At 72.7% G+C, this 24,249-nt stretch carries 21 protein-coding genes; 10 read left to right on the top strand and 11 right to left on the bottom strand.

Annotated features, from left to right (window positions below; all coding sequences use genetic code 11):
* Window positions 1-23 precede the first annotated feature (23 nt).
* Window positions 24-737 carry a DUF2293 domain-containing protein gene (locus ACZ4TG_RS30480; RefSeq protein ID WP_468168729.1) on the bottom strand — a complete coding sequence of 238 codons (714 nt, stop codon included), beginning with the start codon at window positions 735-737 and terminating at the stop codon, window positions 24-26.
* A 152-nt stretch (window positions 738-889) separates the two neighbouring features.
* Between ACZ4TG_RS30480 and ACZ4TG_RS30475 the strand changes: the two genes are divergently transcribed.
* Window positions 890-1,270: a cupin domain-containing protein gene (locus tag ACZ4TG_RS30475; RefSeq protein ID WP_468168726.1), complete on the top strand. Its 381-nt coding sequence runs from the start codon at window positions 890-892 to the stop codon at window positions 1,268-1,270.
* Window positions 1,271-1,275: 5 nt separating this feature from the next.
* On the opposite strand, the gene ACZ4TG_RS30470 is transcribed toward ACZ4TG_RS30475, so the two are convergent.
* Window positions 1,276-2,721, bottom strand: coding sequence for a WGR domain-containing protein (locus ACZ4TG_RS30470; RefSeq protein WP_468168724.1), 1,446 nt, complete (start codon window positions 2,719-2,721; stop codon window positions 1,276-1,278).
* Between the two features lie 91 nt (window positions 2,722-2,812).
* On the opposite strand from ACZ4TG_RS30470, the gene ACZ4TG_RS30465 reads away from it, so the two are divergent.
* Entirely contained in the window at window positions 2,813-3,457 is a 645-nt protein-coding gene (locus tag ACZ4TG_RS30465) for a nucleoside/nucleotide kinase family protein (protein WP_468168721.1), read from the top strand.
* 169 nt (window positions 3,458-3,626) lie between these two features.
* Window positions 3,627-4,271 (top strand): hypothetical protein, encoded by a 645-nt coding sequence (locus tag ACZ4TG_RS30460; RefSeq protein ID WP_468168719.1) that lies wholly within the window; start codon window positions 3,627-3,629, stop codon window positions 4,269-4,271.
* Between the two features lie 6 nt (window positions 4,272-4,277).
* Here the strand turns inward: ACZ4TG_RS30460 and ACZ4TG_RS30455 are convergent, their stop codons facing one another.
* Both ACZ4TG_RS30455 and ACZ4TG_RS30450 read right to left on the bottom strand, forming a co-directional pair.
* Window positions 4,278-5,213, bottom strand: coding sequence for a carbohydrate kinase family protein (locus ACZ4TG_RS30455; RefSeq protein ID WP_468168716.1), 936 nt, complete (start codon window positions 5,211-5,213; stop codon window positions 4,278-4,280).
* Window positions 5,210-6,136 carry a pseudouridine-5'-phosphate glycosidase gene (locus tag ACZ4TG_RS30450; protein ID WP_468168713.1) on the bottom strand — a complete coding sequence of 309 codons (927 nt, stop codon included), beginning with the start codon at window positions 6,134-6,136 and terminating at the stop codon, window positions 5,210-5,212. The genes ACZ4TG_RS30455 and ACZ4TG_RS30450 overlap by 4 nt, the downstream gene beginning before the upstream one ends.
* 353 nt (window positions 6,137-6,489) lie before the next feature.
* Here ACZ4TG_RS30450 and ACZ4TG_RS30445 point away from each other — a divergent pair, with 353 nt between their 5' ends.
* Window positions 6,490-6,867, top strand: coding sequence for a cupin domain-containing protein (locus ACZ4TG_RS30445; RefSeq protein ID WP_468168710.1), 378 nt, complete (start codon window positions 6,490-6,492; stop codon window positions 6,865-6,867).
* Here ACZ4TG_RS30445 and ACZ4TG_RS30440 read toward each other — a convergent pair.
* The 3 genes from ACZ4TG_RS30440 to ACZ4TG_RS30430 form a co-directional block, all read right to left on the bottom strand.
* The gene (locus ACZ4TG_RS30440; protein WP_468168707.1) at window positions 6,857-8,167 is read right to left on the bottom strand and encodes an MFS transporter; all 1,311 of its coding nucleotides are present in this window, start codon (window positions 8,165-8,167) and stop codon (window positions 6,857-6,859) included. The genes ACZ4TG_RS30445 and ACZ4TG_RS30440 overlap by 11 nt on opposite strands.
* Window positions 8,168-8,327: 160 nt before the next feature.
* Window positions 8,328-8,891: a methylated-DNA--[protein]-cysteine S-methyltransferase gene (locus ACZ4TG_RS30435; RefSeq protein WP_468168705.1), complete on the bottom strand. Its 564-nt coding sequence runs from the start codon at window positions 8,889-8,891 to the stop codon at window positions 8,328-8,330.
* A gap of 182 nt (window positions 8,892-9,073) precedes the next feature.
* Window positions 9,074-9,976, bottom strand: coding sequence for a glycerophosphodiester phosphodiesterase (locus ACZ4TG_RS30430; RefSeq protein WP_468168702.1), 903 nt, complete (start codon window positions 9,974-9,976; stop codon window positions 9,074-9,076).
* 240 nt (window positions 9,977-10,216) lie between these two features.
* Between ACZ4TG_RS30430 and uvrB the strand changes: the two genes are divergently transcribed.
* The 4 genes from uvrB (at window position 10,217) to ACZ4TG_RS30410 (ending at window position 16,349) form a co-directional block, all read left to right on the top strand.
* Window positions 10,217-12,364: an excinuclease ABC subunit UvrB gene (gene uvrB / locus ACZ4TG_RS30425; RefSeq protein WP_468168697.1), complete on the top strand. Its 2,148-nt coding sequence runs from the start codon at window positions 10,217-10,219 to the stop codon at window positions 12,362-12,364.
* Window positions 12,365-12,452: 88 nt separating this feature from the next.
* Window positions 12,453-13,031 carry a TerD family protein gene (locus ACZ4TG_RS30420; protein ID WP_366679759.1) on the top strand — a complete coding sequence of 193 codons (579 nt, stop codon included), beginning with the start codon at window positions 12,453-12,455 and terminating at the stop codon, window positions 13,029-13,031.
* A 71-nt stretch (window positions 13,032-13,102) separates the two neighbouring features.
* Window positions 13,103-15,088, top strand: a complete 1,986-nt coding sequence (locus ACZ4TG_RS30415; protein WP_468168694.1) for a TerD family protein — start codon at window positions 13,103-13,105, stop codon at window positions 15,086-15,088.
* A 277-nt stretch (window positions 15,089-15,365) separates the two neighbouring features.
* Complete coding sequence (locus ACZ4TG_RS30410; protein WP_468168690.1) at window positions 15,366-16,349, top strand: TerC/Alx family metal homeostasis membrane protein; 984 nt, start codon at window positions 15,366-15,368, stop codon at window positions 16,347-16,349.
* Between the two features lie 14 nt (window positions 16,350-16,363).
* On the opposite strand, the gene ACZ4TG_RS30405 is transcribed toward ACZ4TG_RS30410, so the two are convergent.
* From ACZ4TG_RS30405 to ACZ4TG_RS30395, 3 genes are all read right to left on the bottom strand, one after another.
* Complete coding sequence (locus tag ACZ4TG_RS30405; RefSeq protein WP_468168903.1) at window positions 16,364-17,677, bottom strand: MFS transporter; 1,314 nt, start codon at window positions 17,675-17,677, stop codon at window positions 16,364-16,366.
* A gap of 163 nt (window positions 17,678-17,840) precedes the next feature.
* A complete protein-coding gene (locus ACZ4TG_RS30400) occupies window positions 17,841-18,497 on the bottom strand; it encodes an MBL fold metallo-hydrolase (RefSeq protein ID WP_468168687.1) in 657 nt (218 codons plus the stop codon).
* 27 nt (window positions 18,498-18,524) lie between these two features.
* Window positions 18,525-19,214: a maleylpyruvate isomerase family mycothiol-dependent enzyme gene (locus ACZ4TG_RS30395; RefSeq protein WP_468168684.1), complete on the bottom strand. Its 690-nt coding sequence runs from the start codon at window positions 19,212-19,214 to the stop codon at window positions 18,525-18,527.
* Window positions 19,215-19,400: 186 nt separating this feature from the next.
* Here ACZ4TG_RS30395 and uvrA point away from each other — a divergent pair, with 186 nt between their 5' ends.
* Window positions 19,401-22,388, top strand: coding sequence for an excinuclease ABC subunit UvrA (gene uvrA, locus ACZ4TG_RS30390; protein WP_468168681.1), 2,988 nt, complete (start codon window positions 19,401-19,403; stop codon window positions 22,386-22,388).
* 499 nt (window positions 22,389-22,887) lie between these two features.
* Here the strand turns inward: uvrA and ACZ4TG_RS30385 are convergent, their stop codons facing one another.
* Window positions 22,888-23,538 carry an NAD(P)-dependent oxidoreductase gene (locus tag ACZ4TG_RS30385; RefSeq protein ID WP_468168678.1) on the bottom strand — a complete coding sequence of 217 codons (651 nt, stop codon included), beginning with the start codon at window positions 23,536-23,538 and terminating at the stop codon, window positions 22,888-22,890.
* 65 nt (window positions 23,539-23,603) lie between these two features.
* On the opposite strand from ACZ4TG_RS30385, the gene ACZ4TG_RS30380 reads away from it, so the two are divergent.
* Complete coding sequence (locus ACZ4TG_RS30380; RefSeq protein ID WP_468168675.1) at window positions 23,604-24,245, top strand: TetR/AcrR family transcriptional regulator; 642 nt, start codon at window positions 23,604-23,606, stop codon at window positions 24,243-24,245.
* Window positions 24,246-24,249 lie beyond the last annotated feature (4 nt).

The raw sequence follows: 24,249 nt of genomic DNA, 5'->3' as shown, positions 1-24,249 counted from the left end.
CGGCGGTGGGGTGCTCGCGCCCGCTACGCCGGGGGCGCCGGGGTCACGCCGGCGTCTTCGGGGCCGCCGTCCCGGGCCCGGTCCGGGGGTCCGGGGCGCCAGGCGTCCAGGACCGCGTCGATCTGCGCGGCCAGCCGGGCCCGGGCGGCGAAGCGGGGGACGCCCGCCATGAGCAGGGCGTCGTACTCGGTGTCGGTGTGCCGCACGGCCGCCCGTACCGCCACCGACACCGCCTGCTCGTCGAGGGCCCGGCCGGCCGCGGTGCGGCCCACCCGGCCGCTGCCGCGCACCGACGCGTGGGCCGCGATGGCCTGGGCGCGGTCTTCCGGGCATCCGGGGAACAACCGCCGGATCTCGGCGGCGAAGGCCGCCGTGAAGCGGACGTCCTCGGCCGCGCGCCGCACCCGGGCCCGGTCCCGGCGGCGGGCCCGCGCCTCGGCGTCCGCGAGACAGGCCCGCTCGGCGCGGGCCAGCGCGGTGTCCTCGACCAGCAGGCCCTGGCGTTCGTAGCGGCGGCGGCGCTTGTGCCGGCGCACCACGACGGCGGAGAGCGAACTGGCCTCCCTGGCCCGCCGGGTGAGCGCGGCGTCGCCTCGTGGCAGGTAGACCAGGTGCCCGAGGTCGGCGCAGTCCAGGCAGCGGGGCACGCCCGCCTCGCGGACGAGGAGCCGGAGCGGGCCCTGCCGGCACTCGGCGCAGCTGATCTGCTTGAGCGACTCGAATACGACCAGACTCATGACGGATTGATACCGCCCTCCGGTGCGTATATCACCTTGTAGAGCTGGGTCGTTGTACTTTCATCAACTCCCCCTGGACGTCATGAAGTCCTCCTAGCGTGACCCCGATGGGGCCGCGGCGGGACCCACGGCGGACCCATGGAGGAGGGCACATGGCAGTACGGACGGCGACGGCGACAGCGACGGCGCGGCGCCCCAGGTCGACCGGGGCCTCGGACCTCGCGGGCCGGGAGCTGGTCATCGGGCCCGGGGAGTGCACGGGCTGGCACTACCACGAGGTGCCGCTGATGGCGGTGGTCAGATCCGGGACACTGACCCGGTTCCTGTACGACCGCACCGTCGAGGTGCACACGGCCGGCACCACCTTCGTCGAGCCCGCCGGCCCCGACCACATCCACCTCGGCCGCAACCTCGGCAGCGAACCGGTCGTCCTCCACGTGACCTGCGCCCTCCCCGACGGCGCCCCCTGGTCCGTACTCACCCCGGCCCCGCCGGACGCGACGCGCTGCCCCTGCCCCGGGCACCCCCGGTGACCGGCTCAGACCAGTCGGCGTATCTCTCCGCGCACCCGGTAGAAGCCCCCCGACGCCGCATGCAGCCCGTCCACCACGTACCGGGCGCCCGCCTCCCGTATCCCGCGCGGGAACTGGACGTTCCAGCCGGAATCGAAGCCTTCCGACACCACCTGCACCCGGGTCCGGCTGCCCTGCTGCACGCACTCCACCACCACGCCTCCCGCCGGCGCCGAGGCCACCGAGACCGTCGCCATCGCCGAAGCCGAAGCAGCCGGGGTGAACACCGGCAGGGCCGCGGCCGACTTCACATCCACCGCCGCCGGCACCGAACCCTGCTGGGCCGCCTCGATCGCCGCCCTGCTCGCGTCCACGCACACCAGCGAGCCGTCCGTGGTCACCAGGTACAGCCGCTCGTCCAGGTACTGCATGGACAGCGCGGCCCCGCTGCCCGTGCCCAGCTTCCACAGCCGCTGCCCGGACGCGTCGAAGCAGTACACCGAGGAGGCCAGGTCACCGGCGAACACGTGCCGTCCGTCCGGTGAGGTCGCGCACGAGTACACCGCCGCATCGCACCGGTAGGAGGCCTCCACCGCGCCCGTCGCCTTCGACAGCCGCTGCACGGTGTTGCGCCCCGTCCCCGCGTACACCGCGAGGTCCTCCTGCCAGCCGAACAGCACCGAGCCGTCCGTCGCCGTGTGCCACAACTCCCCTCCGCCGTCCTGGGCGTAGGCCGTCACCCCCTTGCTGTGCCCGTGGTAGACCGCCCGCTCGTCCGCCCGCACCATCCAGGCGGTGGACCCCGACGACCGCCGCGACCACTGGAACTCGTCCTCGTGGTCGATGACCGTCAGCCCGCCGCTGCGGTCGGACACGCTCAGCACGCCCTCGTGGATGTCGAGCCAGAAGATGTCCACGTCCGCCGCTATGTCGTACGCCCCGAACGGCACCTTCGACGACAGGTCGTACACGGTGCCGTCGTCACAGCCCGCGTATATCCAGAACTCGTCCGCCACCAGGCACTTCACCCCGTCCGGCAGCGAGTACCGGGCCAGCACCTCACCGTCGTGGCTCAGGGTGTGGACGTCCCCCGCCTGGTTGCCGACCCAGCAGCGGTCCTCGTCCACATGGATCCCGAACGCGGAGGAACCCGTACGGAAACGCCACAGCACCGGGGCCACCGCGCGCGCCGTCGACGGGGTGGAGGTCACCTGACGGCGGGTCACCGCCCGCGAAGCGCGCCCGCCGCGCACGGCCGGCGCGTACCCCTTGCGGACCTTCTCCCCGATCTTCTTCGCGGCGGCCGCCCGGGCCTTCTCCACCGTCGGGAACGAGGAGTTCTGCAGCTGGCCCTCCGCGCCGATGCGCCCGTAGCGCACCGAGACGGCCGTGCCGTCCACGATCACCTCATAGAACTTGTGCGCCCCGCCGCCGTCCTGCGACAGCTCCATGTACGTCGTCTCGCGCGCCATGACAGACCCCTCCCCAAGGCCGGGCCGACGACGCCGTTCGCGCCGGTGATCCCTGTCGAAAACGTTAGGACCCACCACTGACAATGGGCCCGTGCAGCTGGAAGCGATCACATGGCAGCGGATGGCCGAGCGGCTCGCCGGCCACCTCGAAGAGCGGAACACGGGTCCCGGCCGGGAGACTTGGCAGCGGGTGGGCATCGACGGCGCGCCCGCCGCCGGAACGGACGTGCTCGCGGGCCGGCTGGCCGACGCGCTGCGCGAGCGCGGACGGCCGGTGCTGGTGGTCCCCGCCGACGGGTTCCTGCGGCCCGCCTCCCTCCGCTTCGAGTTCGGGCGCGAGGACGTGGACTCGTACCTCGGCGGCTGGTACGACACGGCCGCGCTCTGGCGCGAGGTCTTCGGCCCGACCGACCCCGGCGGCACCGGCCGGGTGCTGCCCGACCTCTGGGACCCGGCGACCGACCGGGCCACCCGCAGCCCCTACACCGAGCTCCCGCCGGGCGGCGCCCTGATCGTGCACGGCCCGCTGCTGCTGGGGCACTGGTTCCCCTTCGACCTCAGCGTCCACGTCCGGCTCTCCCCGCAGGCCCTCGCCCGCCGCACCGAGGAGTCCGCGCGCTGGACCCTGCCCGCCTTCGCCCGCTACGAGGCCGAGACCGATCCGGCGGGGCAGGCCGACGTACTGGTCCGGGCCGACGACCCCCGCCATCCCGCCTGGACGGGCCTCCCCGGCTGACACCCCCCGCATCCGCCCCGTCACGGACGTCCGGGATCGGCAACAGCGCGATTCCCGCTCGGTGACGAACCGGATCCGGCCATCGCCCTGGCCGAAGACCGCGGTCTACGTTGACGTCACGCTTCGACGGCCGCCACCGGGTGGCGAGCCTTGGCAGAGGGAGACGGCAATGGCTGGACGCGGCGCAACGGTCGAGGGACCGAGACGGTACCGGGGGCAGGCGCTCGCCGCCCTCGCCCTGTGCGCGACCCTGGCCCTCACGGCCTGCAACGGCAACGGCACCGAGGACGTCGGCAGCGGCGGCGCCGGCGGTACGAGCCCCGGCGCGAGTCCAGCCACCCCGGCCGCCTCCCCGGCCCCGGCCGGCGCCGCCAAGCCCCCGGCGCCCGCGAAGTCCACGAAGCCGGCCGCCGGCGCGACCGCCACCCCCGCCGGCAAGCCGAAGGCTCCCGCTCCGGCACCCACCTGCGACCACAAGATGCCGATCTCGCCGGACGAGATCGCGGTCAACCGCTACACCCCCGAGGGCGGCTTCCACAGCCTCATCGTCAAGCACGGCAACTGGGGCTGCGCCAAGCCCGACTCCGACGGCGCCCCCTTCGAGACGGTCGGCAAGGAGACCTTCATCCCGATCGCGGACGCCGCCAAGATCACGGCCGTCACCCCGATCGTGACGAGCACGGAGAACAAGCCGATCACCCTCCACGAGCTCACCGAGTGGCTCATCGCCCACCCCGACCAGGGTCTGGTGTTCCGCTACCACCTCGACGGCAAGGGCGTGATCGACAAGCTCGACCAGGAGTTCACTCCGTAGCGGCCGTCAGGGACGTCCGCCCAGCCGGGTGACCGCCACCGCGGCCACCCGGCATCCCGCGCGGGCCGCCTCCGCCGGCTCCGCGCCCGCCAGCCGGGCCGCCAGGAAACCGCCCGCGAAGGCGTCCCCGGCCCCCGTGGAGTCCAGCGCCTCGGCGCATTCGGCATCCACCTCGGCGGCGATCCGGCCCCCTTCGGCGATCAGCACCCCGGCCGCACCCCGGGTGACCACCACCAGCGGCACCCGCCGGCTCAGCTCCACCGCCGCCCGGGCCACCCCGGCCGGCTCCGGGAGCCCGGCCAGCAGCCGCGCCTCGTCCTCGTTCGGCAGCAGTACGCAGGCCCCCGCCACCGCCGCCAGGAAGCGCTCCGGCCCCAGCGCGGCCAGGAACCCCGCCGAGGCCGGGTCCACACTCACCGGCACCCCCCGGGTGCGGGCCGCCCGTAGCGCCACCATCGCCAGCTCCCGGCTGCTGTCGCCGAAGAACAGGTACCCCGACAGGTGCAGATGCGCGGCACCGTCCAGCAGCGCCGGCGCCCAGTCGGCCGGGCACAGCCGCAGCGAGGCCCCGCTGTCGGTCAGGAAGGTCCGCTCCGCGTCCTTGCCGACCAGCGCCACCACCGTCCCCGTCGGGACCTCCCGGTCGATCACCAGCTTCGGCCGCACCCCCGCGTCGACCAGCGCCCGCTCGTGCCACCGCGCCGATTCCGCACCCACCCGCGCGAGCAGGCGTACCTCCGCGGCGCCCGCGTGCGCCGCCCAGCAGGCGGTGTTCCCGCCGGCCCCGCCGGGCAGGGTGCGGATCCGGGCCGCCGTGTCGGTGGCCGGAGCCAGCGGCTCCGCATGCACCGCGACCACGTCCGTCACCACGTCCCCGACCACCAGCAGCGCCCCCGGCCCCTGCGCGGAGCCGCCCGCCGCCGCAGCCCCCGAGCCGGTCATGCCCGGGCCGCCCGGGCCGCCGCGATCCGGGCCCCGAGCCGCACGTTGCCCCGTACCGCCGCCAGGTTGGCCTCCAGCGAAGCGCCGCCCGTCGCCCGTACCAGGAACCCCAGCAGGAACGGGGTCACCGCCTGTCCCGTGATGCCCCGCTCCCGGCACTCCTCGAGGGCCTCGGCCAGCACCCGGTCGTGCAGCGCCGGATCCAGCTGCTCCGCCTCCGCCACCGGATTGGCCACCAGCAGCGCGGACTCCGGCCCGCCGAGCGCGTCCTGAGCCGCCATCACCGCCGCCACCTCCTCCGGCCGGTGCACGGTCCAGTCCACCGGCTCCCCGGAACTGGACAGGTAGAACCCGGGGAAGCGGTCCGTCCCGTACCCGAGCACCCCCACCCCCAGGGTCTCCAGCCGCTGCAGGGTGGCCCGTACGTCCAGGATCGACTTCACCCCCGCGCACACCACCGTGATCCGGGTCCGCGCCAGCAGCGACAGGTCCGCCGACTCGTCCTGGGTCTGGGCGAACTCCCGGTGCACGCCTCCCAGCCCGCCCGTCGCGAAGACCCGCAGCCCCGCCCGCGCCGCCAGGAAAGCCGTCGCGGACACCGTCGTCGCCCCGGTCGCGCCCGTCGCGAGGGCGGGCGCCAGATCCCGGTGGCCGAGCTTGCGTACGCCCTCGCCGCCCGCGATCCGTTCCAGCTGCCCCTTGTCGAGGCCCGCGTACGCCACCCCGTCCACCACCGCGACCGTGGCCGGAACGGCGCCTTCCGACCTGACCAGTGCCTCCAGTTCGGCGCCCACCGCCAGATTCCGGGGACGCGGCAGGCCGTGCGCGATGATCGTCGACTCCAGCGCGACGACCGGCTTCCCCTCGGCCAGCGCCTCGCGCACCTCCTCCGACAGGACGGGTACCCCGGGCGCGGACGACATGGATGCGGATGCTCTGTGCTGTGGCATGTCCCCATCCATGGCACGCGATTCGCGCCCCCAAACGCGCTCCCGGGACTCCCGTGCGAACCTGTCCGAGTACCGCGCCCCCAGGGACGCGCCCGGTCCACGCCGAGCCGTTCGGGCGCCACGGCCGCACCGCCACGAGGCCCCCGGAGCAGCCTCGGCCGCACTGGCCGAAACCCGGCGGATGCCGCGCCCGGGCAGCCCCGCTGCCGCTCCCGCCCCCGCGCGTACGGCGGCGCGAAGCTGGACAGGGTGCCTCGTCCGGCGCGCCCGCAGTGGACGCTCTGGCCGCCCCGGCCGACGGGACGGCCGGATTAGGCTGACGAGCCATGAGCACCCGTGACCACAGCGCAGCCCCCGCCTCCTTCGCCGTCTCCGTGACGGACGTCCCGGACGCCGAACTGGAGGCGGAGGAACTCGACCCCGCCCAGATCGTCTCCGGCCACCCCGTCGTGACCGGCAAGGTGCTGTGGGAGGCCGAGGACGGCTCGCAGGTCCGCGGGATCTGGCAGATCACCCCGGGCGTGGTCACGGACACCGAGGCCAACGAGCTGTTCGTGGTCGTCAGCGGCCGCGCGACGATCGAGGTCGAGGGCGGCGCGGTGCTGGAGGTCGGCCCCGGCTCCGCCTGCGTGCTCCGGGAGGGCGACAGGACCACCTGGACCGTCCACGAGACGCTGCGCAAGGCCTACCACATCAGCTACTAGCCCCCCGGCTGCCGTCGGCCTTCGCCGGCACGGGGTGCCGGCGGGCCGTGAACAGGGCGAGGGCCGCCATCGGCAGCAGCAGGGCGGCGCCGATCGCGTTGAGCCAGCCGTAGCCCGCCTCGGACATGACCAGGCCGGCCGCGGCCCCGCCCACGCCCGCGGCCGCGTTCATCGTGAGGTCGCTCAGGCCCTGTACGGCGGCCCGTGCGGGCTGCGGCACCGAATCGGTCAGCAGCGCCGAGCCGGACACCATCCCGGCCGACCAGCCGAGACCGAGCAGGAACAGGCCGAGCGCGGACTGCCCGTGGCTCGGCCCGGCCGTACCGGCGAGCAGCGCGGCGACCGACAGCAGCCCGGCCGCCAGCCCGATCACCGAGAGCCGGCCGATCCGGTCGGCGAGCCAGCCCATGACGGGGGAGAAGGCGAACATGCCCGCGATGTGACCGCTGATCACGAGGCCGACGAGCTTCAGGTCGGCGCCGTGGTGGCCCAGGTCGACCGGGGTCATGACCATGATCGAGACCATGGTGGTGTGCGACACCGCAACGGCCAGCAGGGCGAGCCGGGCCCGCGGCGAGGCCCTGACGGCGGTGAACCCGGCGCGCAGGGAGCGGCTCGCACGGCTCTGCTCCGCGGGCCCGGCCAGCGCCCGGGCCGTCAGCAGCGGGTCCGGGCGCAGGAGTACGCCGATCAGCGTGCCGGTGAGGACGAAGACGGCGCCGGCCCACACGAAGGGGCCCGCCGTCTCGGGTATGGAGGTCCCGGCGAAGCTGTGGCTGGCCGGGGCGGAGAGGTTCGGGCCGAGCACCGCGCCGATGGTGGAAGCCCACACGACCACCGAGATCGCCCGGGCCCGGCGGTCGGGGGCCGCGAGGTCGGCGGCGGCGAACCGGGCCTGGAGGTTGGCGGAGGAGGCGGCGCCGAACGCGGCCATGCCCAGCAGCAGGAGCGGGAAGTTCCTGATCGTGGCGGCCAGTACGACCAGGGCCGCGCCGGCCGCTCCGATCGCGTAGGCCAGGACCAGCCCGGGACGGCGGCCCCGCGCGGTCATCAGGGCGGCGAGCGGCAGCGAGAGGAGGGCGGTGCCGATCACCGCGGCGGTGGAGGCGAAGCCCGACATGGCCTCCGTGCCGCTGACCTCGGTGGCCAGTACCGGGGCCAGGGCGATGCTGATGGGCACGCCCAGGCCGCCCAGCATCTGGCTGGCGATCAGCACCGCGGACGTCCGCCGCTGCAGCCCGGGGAGGTCCTCCGGGGTGACCGTGGGAGCGGGGCGTTCCGTACCCGGAGCGGCCGTCACGCCGGACACCCCCTTCGAGGGCGGGGGGTGCTTACGGACGCGGTGGGGCCGGGTGCGGCGGCGGCAGTAGTCACCGCGGCAGTGTGCCACCCCTTACCGCGCGGCGGAACCCGGTTTGCGGCGGCCGGGGCCACCCCGGGCCCGTAGCGCCCGCCGCGTGTCAGAACAGCGGCTGCGGAAGGACGCCCTCCAGCGCGAGCAGCATCCGCTTGGTCTCCACTCCGCCGCCGAAGCCCCCGATCCCGCCGTCGTTCTCCACGACCCGGTGGCAGGGCACCACCAGCGGCAGCGGATTCGACCCCATGGCGTTGCCCACGGCCTGGGCCGCCCCCGGCTGTCCGGCCCGGGCGGCCAGCTCCCCGTAGCCGACGACGGCGCCGTACGGCACGGAGCGGTCCAGTTCCCTCAGCACCTGGCGGTTGAAGCCGGAGCTCAGCCGCCAGTCCAGCGGCAGCTCGAAGCGGCGCAGCGAACCGGCGAAGTACGCGGACAGCTGGCGTATCGGCTCGGCGAGGAGGACCTCCTGGCCCGGTGCCGGCCGCCAGGCGTCGGCGCCGAGCCGGGATATCAGCGAGCCGATCATCCGCTCGACCCGGTCCGGCCCGGCATGGAACTCGACCCGGACCAGACCCTCCGGGGTCGCGGCCAGGAGGAGGGGGCCGATGTCGCTGGCGACGACGGTCCATTCGAGGTGCGGCCCGCGGGGCCGCTCGGAGCTGTCCACCCGTCCACCGTACGACCCGGCACCGACAACGCCGCCACAGACAACGCGGCCGCTGCCGGCAACGCCGCCCCCACCTGCAAACGCCGCCCCCACTGACAAACGCCCCTACCGACAAGCCGCCGCCGCCGAGTGCGGCGACGGCGACGGCGACGAGCGCACCCCCGGCCCGGATGCCGGACGGCTCAGAGCCAGCCCACCGCGGACCGCACGACGTCGGGCGCGTTGGTGATGATCCCGTCCACGCCCATGTCCTGGACCTTCCGCGCCGTCGCCGGGTCGTCCACGATCCAGGTGTCCACCTCCATGGGCGTGCCGTGGGCGCCGCGCAGGCCGTGCACCGCGGCCACCCAGTCGGACGAGATGGTGGTGTGCCACGGGTTGATCCGGTCGGTGAAGGCGGCGTAGGCCGGCAGCTCGGCCACGGTCGGGGTGCCCAGGAACGCCGTCAGGAGGTCCGGACGCAGGCTGTGCACGATCCGGATGGAGTCGGCGCTGAAGCTCTGCACCACCAGGCGGCGCGTCACGTGGCTCGTGTCGAGCCAGCCGGTGGCGTTGAGCAGGTCCAGGGTCTGCCGCTCGATTCCGGGGTAGAGCTCCGGCTTCTTGATCTCCAGCAGCAGCTTCTGCTGGTTGCGCTGGACCCGGTTCATGTAGTCCCGCAGGGTCGGCACGCGGGCGCCCGCGTACTCCTCGCCGAACCAGCTGCCCGCGTCCAGCCGGGCGATCTCGGCCGCCGTGAAGTCCTTGACCCGCCAGGGCTTGCGGTCGGGGAAGACCTGCTCGACATCGGTGGTGCGGGCCAGCGTGTCGTCGTGGACCACGACGAGCACGCCGTCCTTGGTGCGCTGGACGTCGTTCTCGACCCAGTCGACGCCCATGTGCATGGCGAGGTCGATCGACTCCAGGGTGTTCTCCGGGGCGTACGCCGAAGCCCCCCGGTGGGCGTAGACCACGGGGGCGGACCCGGCCCGGCCGGACCCCGCGGCGGGACCGGGGGCGGCGGACGAGGCCGCCGCCCCCAGGACGGTCAGGGTGAGGCCCAGGAAGGCGGCGGCTGCCGCTGCGGCGGGTCGGACGACGTACATGGGCGTTCTCCTCGGGTCGTGAGCCCTGCTCCTGCGTCAAACGGACGCGGAGCGGCAGACGTTGCGGCGATGCACTGCGGCGATGCACTTCACGGAGATCTGTTTCACGGCGATCATGGGGTTGAAGATCACCGGGCCGCCACTGAACTACGACAAACGGACCAGAACCGCGCAGACCCGCCGGACCGCCGGGAGCCGGTGCGGGACGTGAGTGTCAGTGGGGGGTCGTACGGTTGACTCATGCGGCCCGTATCGAAGATCGAACGCACGGTGGCGCCTTTCGAGGTCGTCAGCCCCTACCAGCCCAGCGGCGACCAGCCGGCGGCCATCGCCGAGCTGGAGAAGCGCATCCGTGCAGGTGAGAAGGATGTCGTACTGCTGGGTGCGACCGGCACCGGCAAGTCGGCGACCACCGCCTGGATGATCGAGAAGCTCCAGCGCCCGACCCTGGTGATGGCGCCGAACAAGACCCTCGCCGCCCAGCTGGCGAACGAGTTCCGCGAGCTCCTGCCGAACAACGCCGTCGAATACTTCGTCTCGTACTACGACTACTACCAGCCCGAGGCCTACGTACCGCAGTCGGACACCTACATCGAGAAGGACTCCTCGATCAACGAGGAGGTGGAGCGGCTGCGCCACTCCGCGACCAACTCGCTGCTGACCCGGCGCGACGTCATCGTCGTCGCCTCCGTGTCCTGCATCTACGGCCTCGGCACCCCGCAGGAGTACGTCGACCGGATGGTCTCCCTCAAGGTGGGGGAGGAGACGGACCGGGACCAGCTGCTGCGCCGCTTCGTCGACATCCAGTACACGCGCAACGACGTCGCCTTCACCCGGGGCACCTTCCGGGTGCGCGGCGACACCATCGAGATCTTCCCGGTCTACGAGGAACTGGCCGTCCGGATCGAGATGTTCGGCGACGAGATCGAGGCCCTGTCGACCCTGCACCCGCTGACCGGCGAGGTCATCAGCGAGGACCGCGAGCTGTACGTCTTCCCCGCCAGCCACTACGTCGCCGGCCCCGAGCGCATGGAGAAGGCGGTCCGCGGGATCGAGGCGGAGCTGGCCGAGCGCCTCGCCGAGCTGGAGAAGCAGGGCAAGATGCTGGAGGCGCAGCGGCTGCGCATGCGCACCACCTACGACCTGGAGATGATGCGCCAGATCGGGTCGTGCTCGGGCATCGAGAACTACTCGCTGCACATGGACGACCGCGAGCGCGGCTCCGCGCCGAACACCCTCATCGACTACTTCCCCGAGGACTTCCTGCTCGTCATCGACGAGTCGCACGTCACGGTGCCGCAGATCGGCGCGATGTACGAGGGCGACGCCTCCCGCAAGCGGACCCTGGTCGACCACGGCTTCCGGCTGCCGTCGGCGCTCGACAACCGGCCGCTGAAGTGGGAGGAATTCCAGGAGCGGATCGGCCAGACCGTCTACCTGTCGGCCACCCCCGGCAAGTACGAGCTCTCCCGCGGCGACGGCTTCGTCGAGCAGATCATCCGCCCCACCGGCCTCATCGACCCCGAGGTCGTGGTCAAGCCCACCGAGGGGCAGATCGACGACCTGGTCCACGAGATCCGGCAGCGGGTGGAGAAGGACGAGCGGATCCTGGTCACCACCCTCACCAAGAAGATGTCCGAGGACCTCACGGACTACTTCCTGGAGCTCGGCATCCAGGTCCGCTACCTGCACAGCGACGTGGACACCCTGCGCCGCATCGAGCTGCTGCGCGAGCTCCGGGCGGGCGAGTACGACGTCCTCGTCGGCATCAACCTGCTGCGCGAGGGCCTCGACCTGCCCGAGGTGTCGCTGGTGGCCATCCTCGACGCGGACAAGGAGGGCTTCCTGCGCTCCGGGACCTCCCTGATCCAGACCATCGGCCGCGCGGCGCGCAACGTCTCCGGCCAGGTCCACATGTACGCGGACAAGATGACCCCGGCGATGGAGAAGGCCATCGACGAGACCAACCGCCGCCGCGAGAAGCAGATCGCGTACAACACCGCCAACGGGATCGACCCGCAGCCGCTGCGCAAGAAGATCAACGACATCGTCGCCACCATCGCCCGCGAGGAGCTCGACACCGAGGAGCTGCTGGGGACCGGGTACCGCCAGCCCAAGGAGGGCAAGGGGGCCAAGGCCCCGGTGCCCGCGCTGAGCGGCAAGGCGGACCGGGCCAAGGCGGGCGGAAAGGGTGCGAAGGGGGCCAAGGCCGCCGCCGTGGCGACCGACCGTCCCGCCGCCGAACTCGCCGCGCTGATCGAGCAGATGACCGAACGGATGCGGGGTGCGGCGGCGGAGCTCCAGTTCGAGGTCGCGGCCCGGCTCCGCGACGAGGTGAGCGAGCTGAAGAAGGAGCTTCGGCAGATGAGGGAAGCGGGCCTCGCCTGAGGTCGGGGCTGTCAGTAGGGTTGGGCCCCAGCCGCAGGTACACGCTGCGCGCTCGCTATTGGGGCGGGACACGGAGAGGGGACATCGCGTGACGGTCAACATGACCAAGGGTCAGGCCATCAGTCTGCAGAAGGCGGACGGGGGCACGCTCACGGCGGTCCGGATGGGCCTCGGCTGGCAGGCGGCGAAGCGCCGGGGACTGTTCGGGTCGCGGACCCGGGAGATCGACCTGGACGCGTCGGCGGTACTGTTCGCCGACAAGCAGCCGGTGGACGTCGTGTTCTTCCGGCACCTGCAGAGCGACGACGGCTCGGTCCGGCACACCGGCGACAACCTCGTCGGCGGTGTCGGCCAGGGCGGGGACGACGAGGCGATCCTCGTCGACCTCCAGCGCGTGCCGGTGCACATCGACCAGATCGTCTTCACGGTGAACTCCTTCACCGGGCAGACCTTCCAGGAGGTGCAGAACGCCTTCTGCCGCATCGTCGACGAGACCAACGGCCAGGAACTGGCCCGCTACACCCTCGACGGCGGCGGCGCGTACACCGCGCAGATCATGGCGAAGGTGTCCCGCGTGGGCGGCGGCTGGCAGATGACGGCCCTCGGGAACCCGGCCAACGGCCGGACCTTCCAGGACCTGATGCCGGCGATCCTGCCGCACCTGTAGGAAACACCGCACCACAACAGCAGAAGAAGCGCACGAGAAGCGCGGAACAGGGCACGGGGGAGGGCTGCACGATGACGGCCGAACTGGTCCGGGGGCAGAACCACCCCCTGTCCAAGAGCCAGGTGGAGATCAGGGTCTCGGCGGGAACGCCGGTACTGGCCCTGGCCTCGGCCGGCGACGACGAGGGCCGGCTGTCCGGTCCCCAGGCGCTGGCCCACCCCGGTGCCCGGGCACTGCCGGGCCTGGAGGTGCCGGGGGCGGTCGCCGGGCAGCACCGCTTCGCGGTCGACCTCGACGCCGTCGGGGAAGCCGTGCAGCGGATCCGGGTCGTGCTCGTGCTGCCGCCCGGCGGCCCGGCGCGCTTCGGTGCCGTCCCGGCCTCGTACGTGGCCGTGGCCGACCCGGGCGGGGCGGAGCTCGCCGGGTACACCGTGACGGGGCTGGAGTCCGAGACCGCCGTGGTGGCCCTGGAGCTGTACCGGCGCCAGGGCGCCTGGAAGGTCCGGGCCGTCGGCCAGGGCTACGCCGACGGGCTGGGCGCCCTGCTGGCCGACTCCGGGCTGTCCGGGCCGGCCGCCGCCGAGCTCGCCGCCGCGGCCACCGGACTCGTGGCCCCTGGGGACATCACCCTCGCCGCGATGCCGACCGGGGCCGCCCCCACCCTCCCGCGCGGCCTGCGGGGCCCGCTGGACGCGGCGCCCGCAGGCCCCGGCCCCGCTCCGCAGGCCCCCGAGCCGCCGGAGCAGATCCCCGTCTCCGGCGCCCCGTACGCGGGCACGCCCGGCACCGGCGCCGGTGCCGGCTCCGGGGGAACCGCCGGTGGCCCGCCGACCATCGACTACGCCCACCCGCGGCGCCGCCGGACCAGCACCGAGCCGCCCGAGCCCGCGCCGCAGGCCGCACCGCCGCAGCCGGGCCAGGCCCCGCGCCCCGTCGCCGGGGACGCCAGCGGCTGGTCCATGGACGAGCGCCTCTACAACCAGGTCTGGGGCATGTTCGAGGACCTGGCCCGCACGGTCGCCGCCTACCGCGGCGCCGTCGAGTTCGCCGACTCCCGGATGGACCGCGAGCTCGACGAGGCCCTGTCCGACCCGCGCCACCGCCTCGGCGGCTCCGGCAACAGCGCCCGTGACACCGCCCGGGCCCGCCGCGAGGAGCTCGTGGCCCAGGCCCAGGCCGTCCTCGACCGGGACCTCGCCCAGCTGGTCGCCGAGTCCGAGGTGGTCGAGCCCGCGCTGCCGGCCGCGTACGCCCGCTGGGACAACCCCGTCTGGCACGCCGCCGGCACGCCCGAGGAGAACCCGCTGGCGCTGCGCCTGGGCGACCTGTCCCTGCCCGAGCGGCCCGACCTGCGGATCCCGATGCTGATGCGGGTCCCGCTGGAGCGCGGCCTGTGGATCGACAACGGCCGCACCGGCTCCGAGGCCGCCATGACCATGGACACCGACCGGCTGCGCCGGGCCGCCATGGACATGGCCGTCGCCCACGCCGTCCGGCTGCTCGCGGTCCACCCGGCCCACCGGCTCTCCGTCCACGTCGTCGACGCGGCCGGAGCGGGCGCCGCCTCGCTGGCCCCGCTCGTCCGGTCCGGGGTGCTGGCCGCGCCGCCCGCCGCCGGGGCCTCCGGGGTCACCGAGACCCTGGCCCGGCTGACCCGGCGGGTGGACCTCGTACAGATGGCCGTGCGCGCAGGGGCCCCGGAGGACCTGCCGCCGGACGTGGACACCGCCGACCAGCTGCTGATCGTCCACGACTTCCCGCACGGCTTCGACGACCGCTCCGTCACCCGGTTGCGCTACCTCGCCGACGAGGGCCCGGCGGTCGGCGTGCACCTGCTGATGGTCGCCGACCGTGACGAGGCCTCCGCGTACGGGCCGCTGCTGGACCCCCTGTGGCGCTCGCTGATGCGGCTGTCGCCGGTACCGGACAACCACCTCGCCGACCCCTGGGTCCATCACGCCTGGACCTTCGTGCCGGATCTCCCCCCTCAGGGCAGCCGGGTCCTCGACCAGGCACTCGACCGGATAGCGCAGGCCCGGCGCGGCGCCCGCCCGTGACCCGGGAGGGGCGGGCCGCAGACCGGTTCATGACCGGGAGCTGACCCGCCCCTGACCGCCTCTTGGGACTCCCTTTACCTTTTACCGCTCTCGCGGGTACCCTGGTGCACGCGGAGGGGAGTATTCCTGCATTCCTTGCTGCGGCGTTCCCGTCAATACGGACTGCGATCGGTCCCGGGGCGTCGGCCCGCGGCCTCCAGGCCCCCCGGGTGGAAGAGACCTCCGGCAGCGATGACGCTGACGAAGTGCTGAGCCATCCGCCGGAGGCGTGTAGACAATGGACGTTTCGTTGAACCTCTGGGTGCTGACCATTCTCGGTCTGAGCATCCTCATCGGCGCCGATTTCCTCATCGGCCGCAAACCCCATGACGTTTCCATGAAGGAAGCCGGCATCTGGTCGGTCGTCTGGATCGTCCTCGCCGGACTCTTCGGCCTCGGCCTGCTGTTCTCCGGCAACGGCCAGGCCTCCCAGGAGTTCTTCGCCGGCTTCATCACCGAGAAGTCGCTGAGCGTGGACAACCTCTTCGTCTTCGTCCTGATCATGGCGAAGTTCTCGGTGCCCTCCCACCTCCAGCAGCGCGTACTGCTGGTCGGCGTACTGATCGCCCTGGTGCTCCGCGCCATCTTCATCGCCGCGGGCGCCGCGATCATCACCACCTTCGCGTGGGTCTTCTACATCTTCGGCGCGTTCCTGATCTACACCGCGTGGAAGCTGATCCAGGAAGCCCGCAAGGACGAGGAGGACGAGGAGTTCGAGGAGAACCGTCTCCTCAAGTCCATCGAGAAGAAGTTCGGCGTCGCCGACAGGTACCACGGCACCAAGCTCTTCATCCGGAGCAACGGCAAGCGCATCATGACGCCGCTGATGGTCGTCATGCTCGCCATCGGCACCACCGACGTGCTGTTCGCCCTGGACTCGATCCCCGCGATCTTCGGCCTCACCCAGGACCCGTACATCGTCTTCACCGCCAACGCCTTCGCCCTGATGGGCCTGCGCCAGCTGTACTTCCTCATCGGCGGCCTGCTCAAGAAGCTGGTCCACCTCAGCTACGGCCTGTCCGTCATCCTCGGCTTCATCGGCGTCAAGCTGGTGCTGCACGCCCTGCACGAGTCCGGGCTGAACGTCCCGCAGATCTCCATCCCGGTCTCCCTGGGCTTCATCTGCGGCGTCCTGGTGATCACCACCATCACCAGCCTGATCGCCTCCAAGAAGCAGGCGGCGGCCGAGGCCGCCGCCGACTCGCAGAGCATCGACGCCTAGCGAGGCGTACGGATTCACGCGGGGGCGGCCGCTTCGGCCGCCCCCGCTCCCGTACCCGCCTTCGCCTCCCGCGTCCGGACGACCATCGGGTTAGTCTCCGGCAGCAGCGCGAAGCAGCCCAGGCTGACCAGGGCGATCGCGGTCAGGTACACGGCAACCCCCCACGGCGGCCCCGAGCCGTCCGCCAGCGCAGTCGCCGCGATCGGGGTCAGCGCCCCGCCCAGCACCCCGCCCAGGTTGTAGCCGACCGCCGCCCCCGTGCAGCGGATCCGCGGCGCGTACAGCTCGGGCAGGTACGCGCCCACCACCGCGAACATCGTCACCATGCCCAGCAGCCCCACGACGCAGCCCAGGGTCATCAGCAGCGGGTCCGCCGTGCGCAGCAGCGCCACGAAGGGGAACATCCACACCGCGCACGCCGTGCAGCCGGCCAGGCACAGCGGACGCCGGCCCCAGCGGTCGCCGAGCACCGCCATCAGCGGCGTCGCCAGGCCCTTGAGCGCGACCGCCGCCATGATGCAGGCCAGCATCACCGTACGGTCCACCTTCAGCGTCCCGGTGGCGTACGCGAGGGACCAGGTGGTGACCGCGTAGAAGACCGCGTACCCGACGGCGAGCGCCCCGCCGGTCAGCAGGAGCAGCCGCCAGTGGCCCCGTACCACCTCGGCCAGCGGGGCCTCCGCCCGCCGGCCGGTCTCGGCGAGCGCGCGGAACTCCGGGGTCTCCTCCACCGACCGCCGCAGCCAGAGCCCGGCCAGCGCCAGCAGCCCGGCCGCCCAGAACGGCACCCGCCAGCCCCAGCCGGTGAACTGCGCCTCGGAAAGCGACGCGGAGAGGGTCAGCATCAGGCCGTTGGCCAGCAGGAAGCCCACCGCCGGACCGGCCTGCGGGAAGCTCGCCCACAGCCCGCGCCGGTGCTCGGGGGCGTGCTCGGCGGTCAGCAGCACCGCGCCGCCCCATTCGCCGCCGAGCCCGAGGCCCTGGAGGAAGCGCAGCAGGAGCAGCAGCAGGGGCGCGGCGATGGCGATGGAGGCGTACGAGGGCACGCAGCCGACCGCCACCGTGGCGAGGCCGGTGAGCAGCAGGGAGCCCAGCAGCACCGGGCGGCGGCCGTACCGGTCGCCGATGTGGCCGAAGACGGCCGAGCCGAGGGGGCGGGCCAGGAAGCCGATGCCGAAGGTGCCGAAGGCGGCGAGGGTCCCGGCGAGCGGGGAGAAAGACGGGAAGAACAGCGGGCCGAGCACCAGGGCGGCGGCCGTGCCGTAGACGAAGAAGTCGTAGAACTCGATGGCGGTGCCGGCGAGGGAGGCCGAGGCGAGCCGGAGCATCGAGGGACCCGGCGGGGCGGGGGAGGGGTCTTGTTGCATGGTGCAGCAACTACCCCACCCCACACCTCCAGGACGTGCGTTCGGTCGTCATCGACCGGAAGGAGTGCACCCCTGTGCGATGTTGACCGGCCGGCCGCTGTAGGCGGCCGGCCATGGGCGTCGGCTACCAGCCGCGCTCGCGCCATTCGGCCAGGTGCGGGCGCTCGGCGCCGATCGTGGTGTCGTTGCCGTGCCCGGGGTAGACCCAGGTCTCGTCCGGCAGCTGCTCGAAGAGCTTGTGCTGGACGTCGTCGATCAGCTGCACGAAGGCCTTCGGGTCGCCCCAGGTGTTGCCGACGCCGCCCGGGAAGAGGCAGTCGCCGGTGAACACGTGCGGGTGCCCGTGCGGGTCGTCGTAGACGAGGGCGATCGAGCCGGGGGTGTGCCCGACCAGGTGGCGGGCGGTCAGCTCGACCCGGCCGACCCGGATGGTGTCCCCGTCCTGGACCGGGACGTCCGTGCCGACGGGGATGCCCTCCGCGTCGAAGGCACCCGCGTAGGTCCGCGCGCCGGTCGCCTCGACCACGGGGGCGAGCGCGCCCCAGTGGTCGCCGTGCCGGTGGGTGGTGACCACGGACGCGATGCCGTCGTCGCCGATCAGGCTGAGCAGCGTGTCCGCCTCGGCGGCCGCGTCGATCAGCAGCTGCTCGCCGGTGGCCCGGCAGCGCAGCAGGTACGCGTTGTTGTTCATCGAGCCCACCGCGACCTTGGAAATCATCAGGTCCGAGAGTTCATGCACGTCGGCCGGACCGCCGACCTTCACCGCTCCGCTGTACGTCATGAGTTGATCCTAGAGCTCGGACGGCGCCTAGAGCGGGGGAAGGGCGGGCAGAGGGCCGCCGGTGGCGGTCAGGGCGGCGCCCTTGTCGGTGCGGCCGGCCAGCCAGGCCAGCAGGCCGGCCGCCGGGCCGGAGACGGTGACGGCCGGGTCACCGGCGGCGCCGGTCCGCCAGGTCCGTCCGTCCTCCGCCACGAGGGCCGTGGGCGGCACCTCCGGGCGCCCGGCCCAGCGGTCCGCGAGGAAGGCGATCTCCCGGCCGGCGAACTCGTCCGGCAGGTCGGCGAGCCCGTAGCCGATGTTCAGGTCGACGTGGTGCAGCTCGACCTCGACGAGCCGGCGGAACGGCACGTTCGAGGCGAGATCGGTCACGCCGTTGCGCAGTTCGACGGTGCGGGACCAGTCCTGCGGGGCGACGCCCACGGCCTGGAAGCCGTCCGCGGAATTCCGGACGTCCTCGAGCTGTTGCACCAGGGGCCGACCGGAATCACGCTCGATGTCCGAGTCGCGGGCGGTGGCGCTCTCGTACATGGGACGGCCCTCGAGGACGTTCACGAGGGCGTCGGCGTTGCGGGCGACGTGGGCCAGGATGTGGCCCCGGGTCCAGCCGGGAAGGTGTGACTCCTCGGCGAGGGCGGCGTTGTCCAGTTTCGCGACCGCGGTCAGCAGTCGGTCGGTGGCTTCACGTACAGATCGCAGGTCGTGCACATGATCAGTCATGGGCACGAGCCTAGTGCTCACGGCGTCCGCCCACACGATCGGGTGAACGGGTCTCGCGAGTGCCGTAAATCGAATGTGCGTGCTATACGCTCGGAAGTCCACTCACCAACCTCATCGCAGAGGCGCCCCCCATACCCTGGGACGGGGGCCCCGTGCCCCGCTCTCTCAAGAAAGGTGCGGACCGGCGTGACCGACCGTCTCATCGTTCGTGGCGCTCGCGAGCACAACCTGAAGAACGTCTCGCTCGACCTGCCCCGCGACTCACTCATCGTCTTCACCGGACTCTCCGGGTCGGGCAAGTCCTCCCTGGCCTTCGACACGATCTTCGCCGAGGGCCAGCGCCGCTACGTCGAGTCGCTCTCGTCGTACGCCCGCCAGTTCCTCGGGCAGATGGACAAGCCCGACGTCGACTTCATCGAGGGCCTCTCCCCGGCCGTCTCGATCGACCAGAAGTCGACCTCGCGCAACCCGCGCTCGACCGTGGGCACCATCACCGAGGTCTACGACTACCTCCGCCTGCTCTTCGCCCGCATCGGCAAGCCGCACTGCCCCGAGTGCCGCCGGCCGATCTCGCGGCAGTCTCCGCAGGCGATCGTCGACAAGGTGCTCGCCCTGCCCGAGGGCAGCCGCTTCCAGGTGCTCTCCCCGCTGGTGCGCGAGCGCAAGGGCGAGTTCGTCGACCTCTTCGCGGACCTCCAGACCAAGGGCTACAGCCGCGCGCGGGTGGACGGGGAGACGATCCAGCTCTCCGAGCCGCCCACGCTCAAGAAGCAGGAGAAGCACACGATCGAGGTGGTCATCGACCGCCTCACCGTGAAGGACAGTGCCAAGCGCCGGCTCACCGACTCCGTGGAGACGGCCCTGGGCCTCTCCGGCGGCATGGTGATCCTGGACTTCGTCGACCTCCCCGAGGACGACCCCGAGCGTGAGCGGATGTACTCCGAGCACCTCTACTGTCCGTACGACGACCTGTCCTTCGAGGAGCTGGAGCCGCGCTCCTTCTCCTTCAACTCCCCCTTCGGCGCCTGCCCCGAGTGCACCGGCATCGGTACCCGCATGGAGGTGGACCCGGACCTGATCATCCCGGACGAGGAGAAGTCCCTGGACGAGGGCGCGGTCTCGCCGTGGTCCCTCGGTCACACCAAGGACTACTTCCAGCGGCTGATCGGCGCGCTCGCCGGGGAGCTGGGCTTCCGGACCGACATCCCGTGGGCCGGACTGCCGCTGCGGGCGAAGAAGGCCCTGCTGTACGGCCACAAGACCCAGATCGAGGTCCGCTACCGCAACCGGTACGGGCGCGAGCGGGCGTACACCACGGCCTTCGAGGGAGCCGTGCCGTTCGTCAAGCGGCGGCACTCCGAGTCCGAGAGCGACGCCAGCCGCGAGCGCTTCGAGGGCTACATGCGCGAGGTGCCCTGCCCGACCTGTGAGGGCACCAGGCTCAAGCCGATCGTGCTCGCGGTGACGGTGATGGACAGGTCCATCGCCCAGGTCGCCGCGATGTCGATCAGCGAGTGCGCGGACTTCCTGGGCCGGCTGCGGCTCGACGCCCGCGACAAGAAGATCGCCGAGCGGGTCCTGAAGGAGGTCAACGAGCGGCTGCGCTTCCTCGTCGACGTCGGCCTGGACTACCTCTCGCTGAACCGCGCCGCCGGCACCCTGTCGGGCGGCGAGGCCCAGCGCATCCGGCTGGCGACCCAGATCGGCTCCGGTCTGGTGGGCGTGCTGTACGTCCTGGACGAGCCGTCCATCGGCCTGCACCAGCGGGACAACCACCGGCTCATCGAGACGCTGGTACGGCTGCGGGACATGGGCAACACCCTGATCGTCGTCGAGCACGACGAGGACACCATCAAGGTGGCGGACTGGGTCGTGGACATCGGCCCGGGCGCCGGCGAGCACGGCGGCAAGGTGGTGCACAGCGGTTCCCTCAAGGACCTGCTGAAGAACACCGAGTCGATGACCGGGCAGTACCTGTCGGGCAAGCGGTCCATCCCGCTGCCGGACGTACGCCGTCCCGTGAACGGGGAGCGCAGGCTGACCGTCCACGGCGCCAAGGAGAACAACCTGCGGGACATCGACGTGTCCTTCCCGCTGGGCGTGCTCACAGCGGTCACGGGCGTGTCCGGCTCCGGCAAGTCCACGCTGGTCAACGACATCCTGTACACCCACCTGGCCCGCGAGCTCAACGGCGCCCGGTCCGTGCCGGGCCGGCACACCCGGGTGGACGGGGACGACCTCGTCGACAAGGTCGTGCATGTGGACCAGTCCCCGATCGGCAGGACGCCGAGGTCGAACCCGGCCACGTACACGGGCGTCTTCGACCACGTGCGCAAGCTCTTCGCGGAGACCATGGAGGCGAAGGTGCGCGGCTACCTGCCGGGCCGCTTCTCCTTCAACGTCAAGGGCGGCCGGTGCGAGAACTGCTCCGGCGACGGCACGATCAAGATCGAGATGAACTTCCTGCCGGACGTGTACGTCCCGTGCGAGGTGTGCCACGGCGACCGGTACAACCGGGAGACGCTGGAGGTCCACTACAAGGGCAAGTCCATCGCCGAGGTCCTGAACATGCCGATCGAGGAGGCGCTGGACTTCTTCGAGGCGGTGCCGACCATCGCGCGGCACCTGCGGACGCTGAACGAGGTGGGGCTGGGATACGTCCGGCTCGGCCAGTCCGCGCCGACCCTGTCGGGCGGTGAGGCGCAGCGCGTGAAGCTGGCCTCCGAGCTGCAGAAGCGCTCGACGGGCCGGACGGTGTACGTACTGGACGAGCCGACGACGGGTCTGCACTTCGAGGACATCTCGAAGCTGATCAAGGTCCTGTCGGGGCTCGTGGACAAGGGCAACTCGGTGATCGTCATCGAGCACAACCTCGACGTCATCAAGACCGCGGACTGGGTCATCGACATGGGTCCCGAAGGCGGTTACGGCGGCGGCCTCGTGGTGGCCGAGGGCACCCCGGAGCAGGTGGCCTCGGTCGGGGCGAGCCACACGGGCAAGTTCCTGAGGGACATCCTGGGGGCGGACCGGGTCTCCGACGCCGGGTCGGCTTCGGTGCCCGCGCCGAGGAAGAAGGCGGCGGCCGCGAAGAAGGCCGCCCCGGCGAAGAAGGCGGCGGCCGCCAAGAAGACGGCGGCTCCGGCGAAGAAGACGACGCGGGCCCGCAAGGCGTAGTCGCTGCGCTGAGCGGGACGGACGAGACGAGGGGCCCCGGCCGATGGCCGGGGCCCCTCGCCGCACCCGGGCGGCGCCGCTGTCTGCCCGGCGGAGCCTGGTCCCTGCGGACCCGGGCGGCGCCGGGCGCGCCTGGGTGCCGCGCCGGGGTGTCTGTCCTGCGGATCCGGGTGTGGGCCGGGGTCTGCCCCGCGCACCTGGGTGTGGCGCCAGGGTCCGCGCCTGCGCACTTGGGCGTGGAGCAGGGGTCTGCCCGCCTGCGCGCCTGGGTGGAGCGCCGGGGTGTCTGTCCTGCGGATCTGGGTGTGGGACCGGGGTCTGCCCCGCGCACCTGGGCGGGGCGCAGGGGTCTGTCCTGCGGATCCGGGTGGGGCGCTGGGGTCCGCCCCGTGCACCCGGGCGTGGCGCTGGGGTCTGCCCCGCCGGGGGTGGTCGGGGTGCGGGCGGCGCGCCCGCCGGTTTCCGCGGCCGGGGTTCGGCCGCGGGGCGCGGGCCGGGGTCAGGCGGCGACGCCGATCGCGTGGCCGGCCGTGGCGGCGTCGGTCAGGGTCGTCAGCAGGGCGTCCGCGACGTCCGCGCGGGCGATGACCTTGCCGCCCGGGACATTGCCGTCGACGGCGCGGCGGTAGGCGCCCGTACGGGGCCGGTTCAGCAGGCGCGGCGGGCGGATCACCGTCCACTCGGCGCTGCTCGCGCTGATGGCCGCCTCCATGACCGCGAGGTCCGCGTACAGGTCCCGCAGGGCCCGCCGCAGGATCGGGTAGACCACCACCCGGGTCAGCGCGCCGTCCCCGGGGGTCTGCGGCCCCAGCGGGGCGGCGCTGACCGCCGACAGCCTCCGCACCCCCGCCCGGTCCATAGCCGAGAGGATCGACCGCAGGGCCGGGCCCGCGACCGGGGTGAGCCGGGCCTGCTTGTTGTTCGCGGCGCCGAGGGCCGAGACCACCGCCTCCCGCCCGGCCAGGACCGGGAGCAGGGCCTCTTCGTCGGTCAGGTCCCGCACCACCGCCACCTGGAGCCGGTCGTGCGCGGGTACGTCCAGCCGGGCCGGGTCGCGGACGACCGCCGTCACCTCGTGGCCCGCCGCGAGCGCCTGGCGGACGACCTCGTGGCCGACCCCGCCCGTGGCTCCGAACACCGTGAGTTTCATTCCTGGCTCCCGAACCCGTGGGTGGGTGAGCATTCACTCACCCCTGCTTACGCTAGGGTGAGTGAATGCTCACCCCAAAGTCAAGCCGTCCCACCCCCGAGCGCCTGCTGGACGCCGCCGAGCACCTGATGCGCACCAGTGGACTGGCCAACGCGACCACCAAGGCCATCGCGCGCGAGGCCGGCTGCTCGGAGGCCGCGCTCTACAAGCACTTCGCGAACAAGGAGGAGCTGTTCGTGCGCGTGCTGATGGAGCGCACCCCCAACGCCGGCCCGCTGATGTCCGCCCTGGCCGGGGAGCGCGGGGAGCACGGGGACGCGGAGGAGGGCGGGGACGCGGAGGAGGGCGGCGTCGAGGAGACGCTGACCGGGATCGCCCGGCACGCCTCGCTCTTCTACGCCGACGCCATGCCGATGGCCGCCTCGCTCTTCGCCGAGCCCGCCCTGCTCACCCGCCACCGCGAGGGCGTCCAGCAGATCGGCACCGGGCCGCACGTGGTCCTGGAGGCCCTGGCCGGGAAGCTGCGGCGCGAGCAGGCCCGCGGGAGGCTGCGCGCCGACGCCGATCCGCTCGCCGCCGCCGCGCTGCTCCTCGGGGCCTGCTTCCAGCGGGCGTTCTTCCTGCACTTCTCCGGCCCCGACGTGGTCCAGCCGGTCGAGGAGTTCGCCCCGGCCGTGGCCCGGACCCTCTGGGCGGCGTTGCGCTGAGCCG

The organism is Streptomyces sp. NPDC028314 (assembly GCF_055565795.1).
The sequence above is the reverse complement of the archived record's forward strand: the minus strand, read 5'-3'. Positions and strand labels throughout refer to the sequence as shown.

Coding starts and splice junctions, on each gene's coding strand:
- ACZ4TG_RS30405 (WP_468168903.1), bottom strand. CDS start 17,677: ATGCTCCGGCTCGCCTCGGCCTCCCTCGCCGGCACCGCCATCGAGTTC.
- ACZ4TG_RS30475 (WP_468168726.1), top strand. CDS start 890: ATGGCAGTACGGACGGCGACGGCGACAGCGACGGCGCGGCGCCCCAGG.
- ACZ4TG_RS30395 (WP_468168684.1), bottom strand. CDS start 19,214: ATGACTGATCATGTGCACGACCTGCGATCTGTACGTGAAGCCACCGAC.
- ACZ4TG_RS30380 (WP_468168675.1), top strand. CDS start 23,604: ATGCTCACCCCAAAGTCAAGCCGTCCCACCCCCGAGCGCCTGCTGGAC.
- uvrB (WP_468168697.1), top strand. CDS start 10,217: ATGCGGCCCGTATCGAAGATCGAACGCACGGTGGCGCCTTTCGAGGTC.
- ACZ4TG_RS30400 (WP_468168687.1), bottom strand. CDS start 18,497: ATGACGTACAGCGGAGCGGTGAAGGTCGGCGGTCCGGCCGACGTGCAT.
- ACZ4TG_RS30480 (WP_468168729.1), bottom strand. CDS start 737: ATGAGTCTGGTCGTATTCGAGTCGCTCAAGCAGATCAGCTGCGCCGAG.
- ACZ4TG_RS30460 (WP_468168719.1), top strand. CDS start 3,627: ATGGCTGGACGCGGCGCAACGGTCGAGGGACCGAGACGGTACCGGGGG.
- ACZ4TG_RS30455 (WP_468168716.1), bottom strand. CDS start 5,213: ATGACCGGCTCGGGGGCTGCGGCGGCGGGCGGCTCCGCGCAGGGGCCG.
- ACZ4TG_RS30385 (WP_468168678.1), bottom strand. CDS start 23,538: ATGAAACTCACGGTGTTCGGAGCCACGGGCGGGGTCGGCCACGAGGTC.
- ACZ4TG_RS30470 (WP_468168724.1), bottom strand. CDS start 2,721: ATGGCGCGCGAGACGACGTACATGGAGCTGTCGCAGGACGGCGGCGGG.
- ACZ4TG_RS30450 (WP_468168713.1), bottom strand. CDS start 6,136: ATGTCGTCCGCGCCCGGGGTACCCGTCCTGTCGGAGGAGGTGCGCGAG.
- ACZ4TG_RS30445 (WP_468168710.1), top strand. CDS start 6,490: ATGAGCACCCGTGACCACAGCGCAGCCCCCGCCTCCTTCGCCGTCTCC.
- ACZ4TG_RS30415 (WP_468168694.1), top strand. CDS start 13,103: ATGACGGCCGAACTGGTCCGGGGGCAGAACCACCCCCTGTCCAAGAGC.
- ACZ4TG_RS30430 (WP_468168702.1), bottom strand. CDS start 9,976: ATGTACGTCGTCCGACCCGCCGCAGCGGCAGCCGCCGCCTTCCTGGGC.
- ACZ4TG_RS30410 (WP_468168690.1), top strand. CDS start 15,366: ATGGACGTTTCGTTGAACCTCTGGGTGCTGACCATTCTCGGTCTGAGC.